This is a genomic window from Pseudomonas sp. GM18 (assembly GCF_000282195.1).
Taxonomy (GTDB): Bacteria; Pseudomonadota; Gammaproteobacteria; order Pseudomonadales; family Pseudomonadaceae; genus Aquipseudomonas.
In genome coordinates this window covers 173,504-191,584 of the sequence record NZ_AKJT01000025.1, presented here as the reverse complement: position 1 = coordinate 191,584, position 18,081 = coordinate 173,504, and the positions used below count along the sequence as shown (strand labels likewise).

Annotated in this window: 15 protein-coding genes; 5 read left to right on the top strand and 10 right to left on the bottom strand. The window is 55.5% G+C overall.

Features of this window, described 5'->3' with window-relative positions; translation table 11 throughout:
- The first annotated feature begins 348 nt into the window (after positions 1 to 348).
- Positions 349 to 1,281 carry a Ppx/GppA family phosphatase gene (locus PMI21_RS21810; RefSeq protein WP_007935406.1) on the top strand — a complete coding sequence of 311 codons (933 nt, stop codon included), beginning with the start codon at positions 349 to 351 and terminating at the stop codon, positions 1,279 to 1,281.
- A 154-nt stretch (positions 1,282 to 1,435) separates the two neighbouring features.
- Here the strand turns inward: PMI21_RS21810 and PMI21_RS21815 are convergent, their stop codons facing one another.
- Both PMI21_RS21815 and PMI21_RS21820 read right to left on the bottom strand, forming a co-directional pair.
- Positions 1,436 to 1,837 (bottom strand): hypothetical protein, encoded by a 402-nt coding sequence (locus PMI21_RS21815; RefSeq protein ID WP_007935404.1) that lies wholly within the window; start codon positions 1,835 to 1,837, stop codon positions 1,436 to 1,438.
- 192 nt (positions 1,838 to 2,029) lie between these two features.
- Positions 2,030 to 2,788 carry a sulfite exporter TauE/SafE family protein gene (locus PMI21_RS21820; protein ID WP_007935402.1) on the bottom strand — a complete coding sequence of 253 codons (759 nt, stop codon included), beginning with the start codon at positions 2,786 to 2,788 and terminating at the stop codon, positions 2,030 to 2,032.
- 155 nt (positions 2,789 to 2,943) lie between these two features.
- Here PMI21_RS21820 and PMI21_RS21825 point away from each other — a divergent pair, with 155 nt between their 5' ends.
- Positions 2,944 to 3,882, top strand: a complete 939-nt coding sequence (locus PMI21_RS21825; protein WP_007935392.1) for a LysR family transcriptional regulator — start codon at positions 2,944 to 2,946, stop codon at positions 3,880 to 3,882.
- A 96-nt stretch (positions 3,883 to 3,978) separates the two neighbouring features.
- Here PMI21_RS21825 and PMI21_RS21830 read toward each other — a convergent pair whose 3' ends face one another.
- Both PMI21_RS21830 and PMI21_RS21835 read right to left on the bottom strand, forming a co-directional pair.
- Positions 3,979 to 4,539, bottom strand: a complete 561-nt coding sequence (locus tag PMI21_RS21830; protein WP_007935390.1) for a YSC84-related protein — start codon at positions 4,537 to 4,539, stop codon at positions 3,979 to 3,981.
- Positions 4,540 to 4,777: 238 nt separating this feature from the next.
- Entirely contained in the window at positions 4,778 to 5,050 is a 273-nt protein-coding gene (locus tag PMI21_RS21835; protein WP_007935387.1) for a hypothetical protein, read from the bottom strand.
- A gap of 345 nt (positions 5,051 to 5,395) precedes the next feature.
- Between PMI21_RS21835 and PMI21_RS21840 the strand changes: the two genes are divergently transcribed.
- Positions 5,396 to 6,364, top strand: a complete 969-nt coding sequence (locus PMI21_RS21840) for an SIR2 family protein (RefSeq protein WP_007935385.1) — start codon at positions 5,396 to 5,398, stop codon at positions 6,362 to 6,364.
- Between the two features lie 415 nt (positions 6,365 to 6,779).
- Here the strand turns inward: PMI21_RS21840 and PMI21_RS21845 are convergent, their stop codons facing one another.
- Positions 6,780 to 8,222 (bottom strand): DUF2971 domain-containing protein, encoded by a 1,443-nt coding sequence (locus PMI21_RS21845; protein WP_007935383.1) that lies wholly within the window; start codon positions 8,220 to 8,222, stop codon positions 6,780 to 6,782.
- A gap of 337 nt (positions 8,223 to 8,559) precedes the next feature.
- On the opposite strand from PMI21_RS21845, the gene PMI21_RS21850 reads away from it, so the two are divergent.
- Entirely contained in the window at positions 8,560 to 9,918 is a 1,359-nt protein-coding gene (locus PMI21_RS21850) for an MATE family efflux transporter (protein ID WP_007935381.1), read from the top strand.
- Between the two features lie 283 nt (positions 9,919 to 10,201).
- Here PMI21_RS21850 and PMI21_RS21855 read toward each other — a convergent pair whose 3' ends face one another.
- The 3 genes from PMI21_RS21855 to PMI21_RS21865 form a co-directional block, all read right to left on the bottom strand.
- Positions 10,202 to 10,951: an SDR family oxidoreductase gene (locus PMI21_RS21855; protein WP_007935379.1), complete on the bottom strand. Its 750-nt coding sequence runs from the start codon at positions 10,949 to 10,951 to the stop codon at positions 10,202 to 10,204.
- 183 nt (positions 10,952 to 11,134) lie between these two features.
- Positions 11,135 to 12,928 (bottom strand): alpha/beta hydrolase, encoded by a 1,794-nt coding sequence (locus PMI21_RS21860; RefSeq protein ID WP_007935378.1) that lies wholly within the window; start codon positions 12,926 to 12,928, stop codon positions 11,135 to 11,137.
- A 175-nt stretch (positions 12,929 to 13,103) separates the two neighbouring features.
- The gene (locus tag PMI21_RS21865; protein WP_007935376.1) at positions 13,104 to 14,537 is read right to left on the bottom strand and encodes an amidase; all 1,434 of its coding nucleotides are present in this window, start codon (positions 14,535 to 14,537) and stop codon (positions 13,104 to 13,106) included.
- A 131-nt stretch (positions 14,538 to 14,668) separates the two neighbouring features.
- Here PMI21_RS21865 and PMI21_RS21870 point away from each other — a divergent pair, with 131 nt between their 5' ends.
- Positions 14,669 to 15,583 carry a LysR family transcriptional regulator gene (locus tag PMI21_RS21870; RefSeq protein WP_007935375.1) on the top strand — a complete coding sequence of 305 codons (915 nt, stop codon included), beginning with the start codon at positions 14,669 to 14,671 and terminating at the stop codon, positions 15,581 to 15,583.
- Positions 15,584 to 15,625: 42 nt separating this feature from the next.
- Here PMI21_RS21870 and PMI21_RS21875 read toward each other — a convergent pair whose 3' ends face one another.
- Together PMI21_RS21875 and PMI21_RS21880 are read right to left on the bottom strand one after the other, a co-directional pair.
- Complete coding sequence (locus PMI21_RS21875; protein ID WP_007935373.1) at positions 15,626 to 16,561, bottom strand: SdiA-regulated domain-containing protein; 936 nt, start codon at positions 16,559 to 16,561, stop codon at positions 15,626 to 15,628.
- A complete protein-coding gene (locus tag PMI21_RS21880; RefSeq protein ID WP_007935371.1) occupies positions 16,558 to 18,078 on the bottom strand; it encodes an ArnT family glycosyltransferase in 1,521 nt (506 codons plus the stop codon). The genes PMI21_RS21875 and PMI21_RS21880 overlap by 4 nt, the downstream gene beginning before the upstream one ends.
- Positions 18,079 to 18,081: the final 3 nt, after the last annotated feature.

The window sequence follows — 18,081 nt, the reverse complement described above, 5'->3', positions numbered from 1 at the left end:
CAGGCAGCGCTTGGCAAAGCTCTGCAGCCGCCGCGCTCGAAAATGCAGAAACCCAATGGGTTGACCTGGCTAAGCTGCTGCCAAAATCATCAGGCAAAAAAAAGCTGCCTGAAGTGGCAGCAAAAAAAACAGCACGTAGTGAATAGCCTGAATATTACTGTCGGAAGGTTACAGAACGATGACGGCTTTTTGCGCATCGAAGAAAGCTCCTTAAGACAGCTCGACCACCCGTCTATTCAGAGGGTGTCATCTTCGTGTCATCGACCTGATGGCAAGATCCTCGCAAACCGTCTTGAGCGCTCAGCGGAACTCCTTCTGCGGGCCGATGAATTTGCCAGGAATCCCCCTATGAAAGACGCCTCCCTGTTTGCGGCCATTGACCTGGGGTCCAATGCGTTTCGCATGATGATTGGCCAGTCGGTCAGGCGTAATCAGGGGTTCGTGATCCAGGAAGTGAAAACCCTGCGTGAGCCTGTCCGTTTGGCGGAGGGATTTCAGGGCGGGGCGCTGGACGAGTTGGCGCTGGATCGGGGATGGCAAGCACTCGCGCGGTTTGGCAAAAAACTGCGTGGCTTTGAGGCGGGTCGCGTGCGGGCAGTGGCGACCAGTGCCGTGCGCGAAGCCGACAATGCGCAACTATTTTTGGCCAGCGCGGAGCAGCACCTGGGTTTTCGTATAGATGTCATCTCCGGGCATGAAGAGGCCCGACTGGTGTACGCCGGTGTTGCCCATACGATACCCAATACAGAGAGTATGCGACTGGTCGTGGATATCGGCGGCGGCTCCACTGAATTGATTCTGGGGCAGGGCACGCAGCCCCTGTTGACCGAGAGCATTGCCATTGGCAGCGGCACCCTTGGCACGCGTTATTTTCAGGGGGGCTGTATCACGGCTCAAGCGCTCCTGGAGGCTGAGCGAGTGGCCACGCTACAGTTTGAAAAAGTTACCCGTCGTTATCGTGCAATGGGTTGGCAGCAGACTATCGGCTCTTCAGGCACCGCACGGATGCTGGCCAAAGTGCTCAAGGCCAATGGCTTGAATGACGACGGTCAAAGCGGTATCACCTACGGCGGTCTGTTGCGCTTGTCGTTGCGTCTGCTGGAGGTGGGGCATGTCAAACAACTCAAATTGGCGGGCTTGCCACCCCATCGCCTGAGTATCTTGCCCGGTGGCCTGGTGCTCATGCTGGCGGCATTCAAGGTATTCGGTATCTCGCACATGAGTCCTTCCGAGCCGGGCTTAAGGTTGGGCGTTCTTCATGGCCTGATGTCCAGGCACTGAATGACGCTGCTGCAATAAAAAGCTGTGCTATTCGGATCAAATAGGGTGTGAGGACGTGATGGCTGGGCTAATTCAGTCAGGCAAAAAAACGCATGAAAAAACCCGGCTGATGAGGCCGGGTTCTTTGGTCGAGTATTGCGGTAAAGCCACTCATTCATGCCGCGCGGTTTTCGATCAGACGATCCGAACCACCTTCAGCAACGCGATTCTCGATCAGACGATCCGAACCACCTTCAGCAACGCGGTTTTCGATCAGACGATCCGAACCACCTTCAGCAACGCGGTTTTCGATCAGACGATCCGAACCACCTTCAGCGACGCGATTCTCGATCAGACGATCCGAACCACCTTCAGCAACGCGGTTCTCGATCAGACGATCCGAGCCGCCTTCAGCGACGCGGTTCTCGATCAGACGATCGGAACCGCCTTCAGCCACACGACTTTCAATCAATCGATCCGAGCCGCCTTCAGCGACGACCGGGTGAGCAGGGGAAGCGGCGAAAGCGTTTACTGCAAAAACCGAGAAAGCGATGCTGAGAAGGGTTTGGCGTTTCATGATGGTGTGCTCCGGGGTGTTATTGGTTGGGTATGGAGCGGATGTTACGCCGAGGATTTTTTATGAGAACTTCATTGACGTGATGGTGACTATCGACGTCAACAATGGTTGAAACGTGGTGGGCAAATGCCGCGTCCACGCGTTATGAGCCCACACCTATCGAACATTGGATGCGGGCTGTTTTCCTCAGGTTTACACGAACAGGTCATAAGACAGTTTGCCGATCAGGATCAGCAGCAACACCAGGAACAGAGCCCGGACAAAGGGCACGCCTTTATGAACCGCCAGCCAAGTGCCGGTCAGCGCGCCCAGGATGTTGAATGCCGCCATGGGGATGGCGATCAGGTAGAGCACGTTACCCGTCGGAATGAAGAACATCAGCGCCGCTACGTTGGTCGCGATGTTCACCAGCTTGGCCGACGCCGAGGCGTGAAGGAAGTCGAAGGCGAAGCAGCGGATAAACAGGACGATCAGGAAACTGCCAGTGCCGGGCCCGAACAGTCCGTCGTAGAAGCCGATGGCACCGCCGATGATGATCGCCAGCAGTTTTTCCTTGGTCCCGATGTGCATGGGCTTGTGCAGGGCGCCGAAGTCCTTTTTCCAGAAGGTGTAGATCGCCATCAGCACGATCAACACCAGCACCGCCGGCCGGATCACCGACTGGGGAACGAACGACACCGTGGCCGCACCGAAGAAGGACATGACAAACGCCGAACTGGCGGCGGGGATCACCAGACTCCAGTTGATCACCACCTTACGCACGAAGGACCGGGCCGCGAATGCGGTGCCGCAGGCTGCAGCAACTTTGTTGGTCCCCAGCAGCGCCGCCGGTTGTGCCGTGGGCAGCACGTTGAACAGCGCGGGAATCTGGATCAGTCCGCCGCCACCCACCGCCGCATCGATCAGGCCGGCGGAGAAGGCGAACACGCAAAGGATAATAATATCGACCATGAAATCAGGCTCTGACGTTGAAGGGTGGGTGAGCGTCCGGCGGCTTCTACGTGTTTCATCGCATCGGCTTGCCTGCGTCCTTGAGCAGGAAGGTTAACGGAAGGGCTTTTAATGTGTTGCAATACCACGTTGTGAAAAGTGCAACGAGGTGGCGTATGGCATTGGATATGTTGGGGGAACTTGAAGCCTTCGCGACGGTGGCTCGCAAGCGCAGTTTCGTCGCCGCGGCACGAACACTGGGGCGCTCCCCCAGCGCGCTGACCCGCGCCGTTCAAGCCTTGGAGGAAAGTGTCGGGGTCAAGTTGTTCAATCGCTCCTCCAATGCCGTGAGCTTGACCGAGGCGGGTGAGCGCTTGTTGCCCCACGCCTACAAAATGCTGGATCTGCAACGTGAGGCGGATGAAGACCTGGCCGGAATCAGCGGCCAGGCCTACGGCTGGGTCCGCTTTTCAGCCCCCGAGTTTCTCGGCCACGGGGTATTGCCCCGGCTGATCGCGCAGTACGCCGAGCGTTATCCAGACGTGAACGTCGATGGGATTTTCACCGATGAAACCATCGACCCGGCCAAGAGCAAACTGGACTTCTCGATTCGTGGCGGGTATCCGCAATCCAGTGACCTGATCGGCTTTCCACTTTGGAGTTATTCACGTTACCTGTACGCCAGCCCCGGGTACCTGGAGCGGCGCGGAGTGCCCGACTCCATCGAGGCGCTGGAGGCGCACTCGCTGATCCTGCACACGGCGCCGCGGATTCTCAAGGAATGGAATTTTCGCAGTGAGACGCAGGCCATCAGCTTTCGGGCTGATCCCAAGTTTCGCTTCAACTCCGGTTCGGCGGCTTTCCAGGCGGCCCTGGCGGGCCTCGGCATCGCCCGCCTGGCGGACTGGCTGGCGGAGCCCGAAGTGGAAGCGGGGCGCCTGCTGCGGGTTTGTCCCGAGTACAGGCTTACCTCCAGCAGCGGTGAGAGCCCGCAGATGCACGCGGTGTACCCGGCCGGGAATCTGCCGCTGCGGGTGAAGTCGTTGCTGGAGATGATCCGTGGCTTTGGTGAAAACCTTGATCGAAAGCATGCAGTAACGCTCCAGGGTGGCTGATGCATCACGAATCGCGGGCACAAAAAACGGGCGCCCCTCAGGCGCCCGTTTTCATTCGTTCCATCGCTTGCGCGCGCAAGCGCTAAACGACCGGTTCTAACGCTTGATCAGGGAAATCTTGGTTCCTTCGATGCTGACCCCAGCCATTAACCCTTGCTGATCGAAAATGAACGCGTAGGCATCGCCCTTCAGCGTCGTACTGGACAGATTTTTTGCCACCCCCGCATCAACCAATACAACAGTAGGGCCTACGCCGATTTCCCAACCCTTGGTTTTACGTACATAGTCCACGGCTTTGTCGGTCATCAGGAAAACCGCATAGGCATACGACTGTGCGCCTGCCTGTAGCCCCCAGGACCCGGTTACGGTGTTGTAGTAATTCTCTACTTTCTTGTTCTTCAACAATTCGCCTTCGCCGTAGCTGCCGCCGAATACAAGGCCCGCCTTGACGATATTCGGGAAGACAAGAATCGCTTTGGCATTGTGCGAAATGGATTCGGCCAATGGTGTGGACTTGTAAAGAGTTTGCAACGCTTGTTGAGAGTCGACATTCAGATCCTCAGCGGTTGCCGCACCTGCGGTGTTCAGGAAACTTGCCGATACAAGCGAGGCTGTCGCAAGGACGATCGATAGGAAGAACCGCATTGACTGAGTCATGTCAGGTACTCCAATACGGGAGCATTGGATGTCAGCAGCCAGCACTTGCCCCGGCGAAATCCGGGCCTGCTGAAATTATCCGGCGCACCCTACAGTGGTGTGAACTACTGGCTTCGCCCTTGAATGAAGCAGGCCAGAGGCCCGCGATAATTGGCGATGCCATCACTTTTTTCGACCTCTGCGTGTTGGCCGGGTTCGAAAAAACAAAACGGGCGCCTGACGAGACGCCCGTTTTCATTTACTCCGCGGCCTGCGCCCGCAAGCGTCTACCGATCACATCCATCAAGTCACAGCCATCGCGCAGGGGAATGGCCAGCAGTTTGGCAAAATCCGACAGCACCACCGTGTCGCAACCGATCTCGGCGCGGAAGGCGATGTTTTCCAGCACCTGCGTGACCGTGCGGATGCGGTAGTCGGCCATGGCTTGCAGGACGTCGAGTGGGGCTTGGGTGTCGATGAGCAGGGAGGCCGGGATCAGGTCGATTCCGGTGAGGGGCATGTATCTATCCATGGGTGAAACTCCGAATCAGATTTAAAAGGACTGATCCGATCTGCAGGTCGCCAAACCTGGTCGCGCTAAGGCGACATAAGAGGACTATAGCTTTGCAGTGACAGGCGCAGAAGACGGGATGTTCTGAGTTTTTTGTAGGAGTTAGAGAAAAGCTCGGAAAAAGAAAAAAACTATGTCCTGATGTTCTTGCATTAAGCTCGGAATGCACTAACGTTTGGATATTCGGTTAATGAATTTGGTTGTGTCCAGCTTTGGATGTATGAGGGAACTACAGCGCGGATGATAAAACTAGACTGTCATGCAGTCTGATCAGTTCGCTAATAATAAATATAAGGACGAAGTAGTATGCCAAGAAAAGCAATTATTTTTGGAAATGGCCTTGGAATGGCTCTTAATGCACATCATTTTTCATTAGCTACGGCTATGCATGATGTGTGGCATTTGAATCATTTTTTAACTGCGGAAGATAGAGGGCTGATTAGTCAGACGCTCGGTGATGTAAATGCGATTCCTCAAACTGAGGATCAATTAGATACGCTACATCAGGTAGTGACGGCCTGTAAAACACTAAATCGTGTGTTGATGAATCAATTGCATTGGCTGACTCCTCATGGGCAGCGATTTCCATCGGCTGTAGCAAGGTATATTCAAAAAGTTGCTACCCGGCTACATCTTACGGATGCGGAGTTGCCGCCTGCATTTATTGATCCGCTAGTGCAGTTTGTTCGGCAAACTAACTCTCACATTGCTACACTGAATTATGACAGGCTTCTATATGGTGCTTTTGTAGACCAAGGTTTGTTGGCTGGGTATGATGGGAATCTTGTAGATGGGATTTATACTGCAGGGTTCGCAGCGCGGAATTTAGAAAGGAGAGCAGGTCGTAATTTTGGATACTACTTGCATCTGCACGGATCACCGCTTTTCTATGACGATGATGGGGCGATAAAGAAACTGCAGAGAAATGAACTTAGTATGTTTACAAATAACGACTCGGAGCACGTTGTGTTGACGCATGTTCAGCATAAGCGTTCAGTAATCATCGCTTCTCCAATTTTGTCGGTGTATTGGAATTATCTCCATCGTTGCTTGCAGGAAGCAAGTGAGATAATGGTTGTAGGTTACTCCGGATGTGATGTGCATTTGAACGAGATTATTTCTATTTATGGGCAGCATAAACATATAAAAGTCATTGAGTGGCAGGCGCAGTACGATCATGCAATTCGTAGGGGTCAGTGGGTGGAGGTGTTTCGGAGTCAAAATATTAGTTTGTTGTTGGTGGCAAGTGTGTTGGGGTTTAATGATTGGGCTTAAGTTTGATAGTGCTATGGAGGTGCGTTTTTTTGTCCCCTTTGTGTGCTGATAAGATTAACAGAACGCAAAACCTGCTCGTGGATGGGTGACGTGTTGACCATAGGCTTGAGATAGAGGGTAATTTCTGATTTTGACGAAAACTTGTACTGAAAGCAGACTTGCTTTCTCTAAATACAACGAAGAAAGGGGGCTGTAAGATGTCGCTAGCTGTGCAGGGAACGATGAGATATGAGAGTTTAAATAATGGTTATGCTTCGTGGAAAAATAGTTAATGAGCTTGGTCCGAGCAAGGCAAGGTCGTTTTCGCTTCGGTTTAATTTTTTATGTTTGAACTGGGCTTGGGTTGGTTGAGTGGTTTTAGTGTAAAAAAGGCAGTTGATTTTGTAAGTTATCGTCTGCCTTGTAGTCTGTGTGGTTACGATATAGTTGTAGAATTAAATTTCAGTAGTGTCATTTCCGAGTGTTCGATGCATCCTTTTTCTGATGAGTAGTAAGCTTGGTAGAACTTAAAGTCTTTTCTTTGTTCTTTTTCGCACTTTTCTTTTATTATTTTTATGATTTTAAGTTTGTCGTTCTTGCTTGTCTTTATTCCGAAGATGATTCCGGATAAAGTGTTGAATTTGTATGTTAGAAGCCTAAGTGCGGGGTCAGAGTAGCTGTCTAGTGAACTGCTGAGGATTAGTCGATACTCTTTTTCATAATTCCAGTCGTCTGACTTAATGGTAATGTCTCTGTAAAAGTTGTTCCAGTAATTTTTTCGCCATTCTTCTTCAGATTTGGCTATTTGGTCTGCACATTTGCTTCGTTTACCATCAAGTCCATACCACATGGAGTTTAGAGTAGAGGCTGTAAGGCGACCTAATGATCGAAAGAAGTCAATTTTTCCAAAGCCTTGAGTGTAATTTATGGGGTGGAGTTTTAAACTTATATCTCCATGCGAAGGACCTGATGAAGTCCATCCGTTTACACCTCTGAAGCTCAAGTAATGATCTTCATCTTTTTGATCTGCTTCAAATATTAAGCATGCGCCCGTATGGTTATTTCCATAATGCCCCCAGACAGATGAATTTTTGCATTCCGACATAAAGCAGGCAGTGTACCATTCTGGGTATACTATCTTCTCAAGTTGAGATATGTATTCTTCTGGGAATTCAACTACAATAAGGTTTTTATTGGATTGGTTGGTGTCGATGATTCCGTTGTGACGTTGTATTATGTCGATTTGAGTTTGGGAGTGCCTTTGGGCTGCAAATAAAGCATCAATTATTTTTTCTTCTCGGCTATTTTCATTTAATGCTTTTTCTATGTTGTCGATAAAGTCTTCTTTTAGGAATATGCTGACTTTCTTGTTGAGGCTGTTGTTTTGATTTCGTGTTGGCACTAATTTTGAGTTTTCATACTCGCTGTAAATTGTTTCTAGTGCGAGAGGGTGGACGGCGGTTAGATAGAAAGATAATTCATCTCTTCTGACTGAGGTCGTACGTTCTGATATTTTTTCTATTAATGTTAGAAGGTCTTGGTTTTCAAAGAAACTATTGCTTATGCGTGTGAATAACTCTTTATATATGGGCGATGGGAAATCATTCTCTCCAGAAAAAATGGGCATATCTTCTTTTGATATAGCATGATCTTCACCACTTAAGATTAGTAATGAGCAGAGCCTTTCAAGGCAAAGCAAATAATGTTTGAATAGGTTCTTCCAGGCAATATGGTCTCCTTCCCAAAAAAAATCTCGATACCCTTCCATGGGGTCGTTTAATTGGCTTGGGTGTGCAAAGTATATGTTCTGATTTTCTAATTCTTTGAAGTCATTGATTAAGCGGTCTATTGATCTAAATCTATAGAATTTCTTGCTCATAAATAATTCCTTTGTCAATAACTTTGAAGATTTTAAGTGTTGTGGTGATTTTCAGGGTGGTGATCTTGGTTAAAATATCTTCCTTGATAATACCTAGCGCCGAGATGCGGTCGTTTCGTATAAGCCTTTAAGTGGCTTTTTAAAGTTACTATTTGGTCCTGTTTCTGTCCAGTAGCTCTTTTTTAGCCAAATCTTAGACTCGATAGTCCGAGTCTGCTTTTGGGAGCACTAGGTTAGAAGTCCGATACTGAAGCTCTGAGGTAATCCTTATCTTTTCCTATTTGTCCTAGCATAGAATCGCTAAAGGCAGTACCCACCATCGAGATGGAATTTTTGCATGCAAACCCCCACCGCCCAACATCCCCTCTGGCAAACCTACCTCCTATTCCTCGCCCCCATGGTCCTCTCCAACTTCCTCCAGTCCATGTCCGGCACCGTCAACAGCATCTACATCGGCCAATTGCTCGGCACCCAGGCGTTGGCGGCGGTATCCGGCATGTTCCCCATGGTGTTCTTCTTCATCGCCCTGGTTATCGGCCTCGGCGCGGGCGCTGGGGTGTTGATCGGCCAGGCCTGGGGCGCCCGTGAGCCGCATCTGGTGAAGACGATCGCCGGTTCGACGTTGCTGTTGGGGGCGATGATCGGGTTGGTGGCGGCGGTGTTGGGCAGTGTGTTTGCCCGGCCGGCGTTGCAGGGGTTGGGCACGCCGGGGGATGTGCTGGACGATGCGGTGGCGTATGCCCATGTGATGATGTGGATTTTGCCGTCGCTGTTGGTGTTTGTGTTGTTCACGCAGTTGCTGCGCGGGGTGAGCGATACGGTGTCGCCGTTGTTGGCGCTGATGGTGTCGACGTGTGTCGGGTTGGCGCTGACGCCGGCGCTGATTCTCGGGTGGTTGGGGTTGCCGCCGATGGGGATTCAGAGTGCGGCGTGGGCGGGGTTGGTGGGTAACATGTCGGCGATGGGGTGGCTGGCGTGGCGGTTGATTCGCAAGGGGCATCCGTTGGCGCCGGATCGGGAGATGTTTGCGGCGATGCGGCTCGACATGGTCATCCTCGGCAAGGTGCTGCGCATCGGGCTGCCGACCGGGTTGCAGATGGTGGTGCTGTCGTTGTCGGAACTGGTGATTCTGGCGCTGGTGAACCAGCACGGTTCCCAGGCGACGGCGGCGTACGGGGCGGTGACGCAGATCGTCAATTACGTGCAGTTCCCGGCGCTGTCGATTGCGATCACGGCGTCGATCCTTGGCGCGCAGGCGATCGGGGCAGGGCGCATCGAGCGCATGGGGGCGATTTTGCGCACCGGGTTGTTGATCAACGTGTGCCTGACCGGTGGCCTGGTGGTGTTGGGTTATCTGCTGTCGCACTGGTTGCTGGGGTTGTTCCTTACGGATGATTCAACGCGGGCAATGGCGGAGCACTTGTTGCACATCATGCTCTGGAGCCTGTTGGTGTTTGGTTTTCAGGCGATTGTCGGCGGCATCATGCGCGCCAGTGGCGCGGTGTTGGTGCCGGTGGTGGTGTCGATCGTTTGCGTGGTCGGGGTGCAGTTGCCGATGGCGTATCTGCTGGATGCGCGCTTTGGGCTGCAAGGGGTATGGATGGCGTTTCCGGTGGCGTATCTGGGCATGCTGATGCTGCAGACGCTGTATTACAAAATGGTCTGGCAGCATCAGAAGATCGAGCGGTTGGTCTAGGGGGCGTTCTCCATTAGTTTCCCCGCCGCGCCGGGTCTGCTGTTGTGCAGGGCAAGGCGCGAGAAGTGTGGTTTGGTCATTCCAAATAAGCTTCGAGCAACGCAGCCCTGCACAACAGCAGGCCCAGCCCTTCGGGTTGTGCTTTAAAGCGGGCCAGGCTGCGTTGTAGGCCTTGGAAAGGGAACAACCATTCCCAGCGGCCTGCGCCTTGCCTGGCCCGCTTTAAGGCGACAACGCGGCGGGGAAACTAATGGAGAACGCCCCCTAGGCCCTCGACGACCTATCAAGTATTGCTCTTGAGCCAGGTTTCGTAGCGTGTCGGCCCGACGATGGGGTGCTCGCCAGGCGTCAGCGAGTGGTCATCGATCGGCGCGCCGAAGTAGGGGACTGTGTCGTCCGGTTGGGCCTGGCGCGGGTCGTTGGTGTGTTGCAAAAACAAGCGCACGAACTCCACCAGCGGCCAGCGCTCGGGCCCGGCCACTTCCAGGGTGTTATTGCTCGGCGCTTGCACCGCGACTTTCGCCAGCGCCGTCGCGACATCGAATGCGGCAATCGGTTGCAGCGCGGCGGAGGTCAAGCGCACTGCGTCGCCATCCTGCACGCCTGAGTACGAAATGGCCCCGATGAACTCGAAGAACTGCGTAGCCCGCAGGATCGTGTAAGGAATGCCTGAGTCCTTGATGAGTGTTTCCTGGGCCATTTTTGCCCGGAAATAGCCGCTGTCGAGCATGCGCTCGGTGCCTACCACCGACAGCGCGACATGGTGTTTGACGCCGGCGGCCTTCTCGGCGGCGAGCAGGTTGCGCCCCGAGGTTTCGAAGAACTCGAGCACGACAGCGTCCTCGAAAGAGGGCGAGTTGGCCACATCGACCACCACATCGGCGCCTTGCAAGGCGCTTTGCAAGCCCTCGCCGGTGAGGGCGTTGACGCCGGTGCTGGGTGATGCGGCCAGGGTTTCATGCCCCAGGTCTTGCAGGTTTTTGCAGAGCTGCCTGCCGATCAGCCCGGTACCGCCAATCACGACGATTTTCATGACGAGTCTCCCGATGCGTGCGCAGTGGGTTGCGGTGTGTCAGCCCCGCTAGAGCGTCGTGTTTTTGGTCGGGTTGAGGGGCTGGCCTGGAATCCTGCAACCATTAAAGACCCGGAATGTCCTCAATGGCAGCGGGGGCGGGAACATCTTCTTGTTGTCCGATAGGTGGTCGGATGCGTCTTTTCAAAACCATGTCAGCACTTTCCACACTCCCAGCACGTACAGCATGAAGGCAATCACGCTGTGCCATTGCCCACGATCCATGGCCAGTAACGGTGTCAGTAAGAAGTATCCTCCCAAGACAACCAGGAACAGCACCAACAGCATGAGTTGAGGTGCATAGTGTCCGAGCCCTACAGTCCACGGGCTTCTTTCATGGGCAAGATCGGGTTCCGCGGGTTTGTTTCCATCGAGAATGAAAGAGGCGATGACGTCCCAGTTTTCCTCTTTCAACGCTGCGCTGTGACCCCCTTTCACATATTCCGATTCGAAGAGTTCTTTGTTTTTCTGCTCGAAACCGTCATGGCCAGCGCTGCCAAGATCTTGCAACCTGAGCATTTGGAAGGTGCGGGGGAATATGGCAACGACCCAGTCGGCGCTGGCAACGAAGTTCACCACACGTTTGACCCGACCCATACCGGTCAAGGTCTTCCAGTCATAATTGACGTTCACCACACTTCCGGCGAAAGCAATGTGTTTGAAGCGCAAACATGAATAAGTATTGAGGGCTTTGGCCAGCATATAGGTGCCGTGGCTGTGCCCAACGTAGGAGAATGAGGCATCAGGGTAGACCGCTTTGTTCTCCGCGTAGCGATCCATCAACCACTCCACTCGTTTTCGCCGAATATTGGGTAGCAGAAAGGGCAGCATGGCGAAGTATCCGTAACTGGACGTCTCGGTCTTGATGATTTGTTTTTGAGGTGTCGGCCCAACAGTATTGGTGTTGATATGACGGTCAATGATCTTGTTCCGTTGGCGAGCCAGGGCAACAATCCGTCGGGCGATTTTCTGCGTCCAGTAGCCTTGGTCACGGATTCCATGAATGACAAACACCACATCGGTGATGGATTTGTCAGGTTTTGGCAGGTTCTGGTCTGTCGGAAGGATAGATAAATCACTGAGTTCCTGCCGGGATGAGTTGATGGCTTTGATGATCACTTGTCGCCGTAGATGACCCGCAGCGGTGTCATCGGCGTCGACCACGTTGACATGGCCTGACTTGGGCACGTCGAGATAATAGAAGTCATCGCCGGCGACAAGGTCGATGTTGTCCTCAGGAGAAACCAGGTCATCGGTAGAACCCAGTAATTGAACGGTGATGGCAGACGTTGATGATTCACTTTTGGCTTGCCTGCGCATCGCCATCCACTGAAGACGCAGCTGTGTCAGAAAGGGCGCGCCGTGATGAGTGGTGAAGGCCAGTGGCGTTAATCGGCCCATGGTGATCGCCATTACCATGTTACCGAGTACAACACCGGCCCCCCACCGTAGAAAATTAATAATGGAAAGGTGAGGGGAGAGACGCCAGCCTCGATTGATCGCTGCAAGCAGGATCACCCGCTTGACGTGCGAAGCCCACGGGCGTTTTACAGAGCCTTTTAGCTGAGGCTCAAAAGGCGCTTCCAGCGTTTCTCCGCAGGCGCATACATAAACCTTGCGTGCCAGCAGAGCGCCCATGCTGTGCCCAATCAGGTAAATACCTGTAAAACCGTGTTTCGAGTTTTGCCAGAATCCATCGATTTGTTCCATTACCGATAGCGTGATGTCGCAAGGATCTACGAAAGACAAGGTTCCAATCAGTAAGTTAGGGATGAAGATAATCGGCGCTGGAGCTTTACGCTGCTCCCAGGCTTGCAGAACCGCAGCCCTAAGATGTTGCAGCTGTTTTTCGGAGCCGCCCATGGCATGAAACAGCACAATCAGATCCTTCTGTTCCTCTGGGCCGGTGATTTGGTCATCGTAGGTAGACTTTTCCATGTCCTCTCCCAAGTTCTGAATGTGCTGAAACGGTGGTTTGTGCCGAACTTGAAATATAGTCAAGAATTTGAAGTGTTTCTGAACGCCCGGATTAGAGAGGGAGACAGCCGTTACAGTCGTGCCGAGTCGATCCCGGTTTTCCGGGTTCGACTCGATCATTTCAGAGCGCAGTGACTCAATAATCCCCCACCCAAATCCCCGGACTGCGCCCCTGCCAAGGCAACGCCTGCTCCAATTGCCCCGCCAACTGCAACAAAACGTCCTCAGCCCCGAATCGCGCCGCAAATTGCAGACCGATGGGCAAACCTTGCCGGGACATGGCCAGCGGCAACGAAATCGCCGGTGTCCCCGCCACATTGAACACCGGCGTGAACGGTGAGTGTTCGAACACCCGCGCGGTCCATTGCAAACCGTTCATGGTTTCAGCGCCACGGCTGTAGGTGTCGAGGGCGTGGGGCAGGCGCGGCAGGGTCGGTGTGAGCAGCACGTCGAAGTCGTCGAACCAGGCGGCCACGCTGCGGGCGATCAGGTTGCGCACTTCCAGCGCCCCGGCGAATTCCACGGCGCGGGCCTGTTGGCCGTAGGCGTAGCAGGCGAGGGTGGCGGGTTCCAGGGTGCTCAGGTCGATGGGCCGTGAAGTGGCAGCGGCGAGCCCGTCGATCCAGCGCACCAGGGTGGCACACCAGATGTGGGCGTTGGCTGCGACGAACGAATCCCACGACGTGCCGAGGGGGGCGTTCACGCGTTCCACATGATGACCGAGTGCTTCCAGTTCGCGGGCCACGGCCACTGTGGCATCGGCGATCTCGGGGTCGAGTGCGGCGCCGTTCCACGGTATGTCGAGCAGGCCGATGCGCAACCGTCCCGGGTCGCGTCCCACCTGGGCCAGAAAACCTTCGGCGGGTGCGGCGGTGTAGTAAGGATCGCCCGGTGCGTAGCCCTGAACGATGTCCATCAATGCGGCACTGTCGCGCACGGTTCTCGACAGACCGAGCTGCACGCCGAAACCGGCAAACACTTCATCGAGCGCCGGGCCGTTCGAGGCTCTGCCGCGAGTCGGTTTCAGTCCCACCAAACCGTTGCAGGCGGCGGGAACGCGGATCGAGCCTGCCGCGTCGGTGGCATGGGCAATCGGCACGATGCCGGCGGCGACCGCGGCACCCGAACCGCCGCTGGAGCCACCGGCCGACAGCCGAGTGTCCCATGGGTTGCGAGTCTGACCCTGAAGCGCGGATTCGGTCTCGGTGCTGAAGGCCATTTCCGGGGTGGTGGTGCGCCCGAGGGTGGCGAGGCCGGCGGCGTTGAAGCGCTGCATCAAATACGAGTCCGACTCGGCCACCAGGCCTTGGGCCAAGCGGCTGCCGAGCTCGACGCGACGGCCGGCCGAGGTAATAGCCAGATCCTTTATGAGGAAGGGCACACCCGCCAGCGGTCCCGTGCCCTCGGTGACTGTGGGCGACCAGTGTTCGATGACCGCATTGATGTGTGGGTTGACCCGTTGCACGGCGGTGATGGCCAGCTCTGCGAGTTCTGCTGAGGTGACTTCGCCAGCCGCCACACATTGCGCCAGGCCGATGCCGTCACAGCTTGCGTATTCATTCAGATTCATTGGGGAATCTCCTGTTGGGAGATCCGATGATAGGTGGCCCCCTCCGCGCTGATTAGCCCATAAAAGCGGTATGAAATGTGCCGTCAGTGGCACAATCCAGGCATCTTGTTTTTACCTCGCAGGTGGCTCGTATGATCCGGGACTTGAATGACACGCTGGTGTTCGTGCGCGTGGTGCGTCTGGGAAGTTTCACCGCCGCGGCCCATGCCTTGCAGATTCCCAAGACTACCGTCAGCCGCCGCGTGCGCGAATTGGAGCAGGCCATCGGTGTGCAGTTGCTGCGCCGCACCACGCGTCAGTTGAGTTTGACCGAAGCGGGGGCGGTTTACTTTGATCAGTGCAAGGACATCGCCACCACCCTGGAACACGCCGAACGAGCGGTGCATCAACTGCGTGATGACCCGCGCGGCTGGTTGCGGGTGACGGTGCCGTATTCATTCGGGGTCAGTTGGTTTTCACCGTTGGTGGCCGGTTTTCGTCAGGCGTATCCGCAAATCAGGCTGGAGATTCTGGCGTCCCACGTGCCGCTGGATCTGGTGGGCGAGGAGATTGATGTGGCGCTGCGCCTCGGCGCCTTGCCGGACTCCAGCCTGGTGGCCCGCCGCTTGGCGAGTTACTCCACGGGCATCTTCGCCGCGCCCGAATACATCGAGCGTCACGGCCAGCCGGCCACGCCGGACGAACTGATTGAGCACCGTACGTTGGTGCTGCATCAGGCCCATCGCGATGTGGGTTACGTCTGGCCGTTGCGCAAGGCTGGCGCGAAGCTGCGCAGTTATCGAGTCGAGCCGACTCTCATCGCCAACGATCCCGCCCTCTTGAAAGATGCATTGTGTGCAGGGGAAGGGTTGAGCCTGGGCATGGATCAAAGCATGCAGGCCGAGGTGGACGCGGGGAGGCTGTGCCGGGTACTGCCGGAATGGATCGGGCCGCCACAGGATCTGAATGCGGTGACAGCCCGGGAGCATTTGCCGTCGCCCAAGGTGACGGCGTTTATCGGGTTTCTGAAGGCGCAGATGCCAGCGGCTGAAGCTCGACGTGATTAGCGTGGGCCTCATCGCGAGCCGGCCCATCCAGCACAAAACCCATTAAGGCTTCTGCTGATTCTCCGCCACAACAGCCTTCGATTTGCTGAACCGATAGAACAGGTTGGGCTCGCTCACAATGTAGAGCTCGCCGGAAGTGTCCATGGTCATGCCTTCGGCTTGCGGTATGGTTTTTTTCAGGTCATTCAGGCCGAGCAGGGAGCGGAAGCTGACGAAGTTGCCGTCCTGGTCCAGTTCGGTCAGGTTGCTGGACTGCTCGCTCAATAACAGCAAGTGACCGGTCCGCGGTTCGTAGTAACCCTCGGAAAGATCCAGGCCGAAGACGCTACGGTCGATCCAGTGGGTCAAGTCCTTGATGCGGACCTGCAACGGACCGCCGATGGACGCCAGCATGCCCGTGACCGTAAACAGCTGCCGCGGATCGCGTTCCTTGATCGCGAAAATACGATCATTGGCGGCATCATAGGTCACGCCTTCAAATCCCTTGTTGTGTTTGCTCAGGTTGATCTCGATGGCAACGAACGGGGCGTTCTCGACATGGATCGGGCCAGGGCTGTCCGGCAAGGTGACGACGTACAGTCGCTGCAACTGTTCATCGGCGATCACTACGCGTCCGCTGCCTATATAAGCAATGCCTTCGGTGTCCTGGAAGCCGATCAACGGGTAACGTTCAAGCAGATCGCCGTTGCGGCTCATGGCCACAATCTGCATGGGCCCACCATTGGTGATGCCCAGCAGCCGATCGTGGTCCGGGTCATAAGCGATGCCGGACAAGTTGGTGATGTCCGCGACGGGCTTGGCCTGGATCACGGCTTTATAGTCTGGCAGCCAGATATTTTTATCGGGCGCCTGATTGCCATGCCAGAGATTTTGCCAGTATGCATACAGCTGCTGGTGGACCATGAAATGTGCGGAAACCGTGTAGGCGCCAAGCAGTACAACAATGAAAAATATCCCCAGCGTCCATCTCTTGCTCATGACTTGTCCTTGTCCCAGCTGAAGCGATAGACCTTTGCGGGTTGTCCGGGCTGGCATTTGCCGTTATCGGCATCGGCGCCGACGATCGACCACTGCGCGCGAGACGTTTCGCCGAGCTCATGAGCGGCCTCGGGATTGAAACACTGGCTCAGCACTTCGTCCGGGACCAGGGCGTAGGCATCACGGTGCTCGCGCAGCCACTGCGCCGCTAGTTCGACCGTGGATTTGGTCATCCCGAAATGTACGATCGGCTGCCGGGCGAATAACCAGTGGCCCTCGCGCCAGTCGACCAACACCAACTCGGCGCCGTGGGTCATGGTCGCTGCCTGCGCCATGATCGCTTCATGGGGGTTCGGACCTTCCTTGATCGGCTCGATGAAGCCGCGGGCGAACCACAGCACAAACCAGCTCACCACCAGCGCCTGGAATACCCGCATACCGCGTGGACGCTTGCCGAACCAGCGCTTGAGCAGCCAGGGAATCAGCGGCGCCGCCACCAGTACCAGCCCGGGCAACGCCGGATAGATGTACAACTTGCGTTTACCGGTGCTCAGGCAGAAAAACAGCACCACCAGCACGACCCAGCTCAACAACACCAGCACTCGACCGTCGTGCTTGCGCAGTTGCTTGCGCCAGGCCGGCACCAGCCACGGCAGGGCCAGCACCAGCGGCAGCCAGTATTGCGGGATCACGTTGACGAAGAAGTACCAGAACGGTTCGCGATGGTCCCACGCGGCGGCATAGCGTGCCGCTGTCTGGCGCAACAGGATTTCTCGCGCATAGGCGATTTCATCCGCGGTGCCATTGAGCACGATGGACAGTGCCAAGGGCAGCAGCCAGATGGCGATGGCGCCGAGCGCCACCAAAAAGCCCAGGAACCATTTGCGCTTCTGGCCTGGCATGGCCACCACACCGGACCAGTTTTTGCGCACCGCGTAGGCATACGGAATCAGCATCAAGGCCGGGACGAAGCCGACCCCTTTGGTGATTATGCCAATGCCCATGGCGGCGCAGCCCACGTAAAACCAGCGCCAGGCTGGCCCGAGCAGCAGGTGCCGCGCCAGTCCGTACAGGCCCAGGGAGGTGAACAGAATCAACAGGCTGTCAATCTGGCCGGTACGCAGGATGCTGTAAGTCTGGTACGTGGCCAGGTACAACAGCGCCGCTATTCGACCAATGCGCTGATTCCACAGCCGGCGGCCCAGGTCGTAGACCACGGCCGTGACCGTCGCCGCCGACAACATCCCCGGAATATACAGGGCGAGGGCGGGCAGGCCGGTGAGCCACGCGAAGAACGCTACCATCCACATGAAGATCGGCGGTTTATCGCCGTAGATCTCCGCAGCGCGGTGTGGGATGAACCACGAGCCGTTGTGCAGCATTTCCAGCGCTACGCCGAGGAAACGTTCCTCGTCGACGTTTTGCGGTTGACGCAGCCCAAGGCCAGCGCCGATCAACAGCAAGGCAAGCAGCACCAGGCCCAGGCATTCAATGCCAGGCGACAGGGTTTTACGCATGGC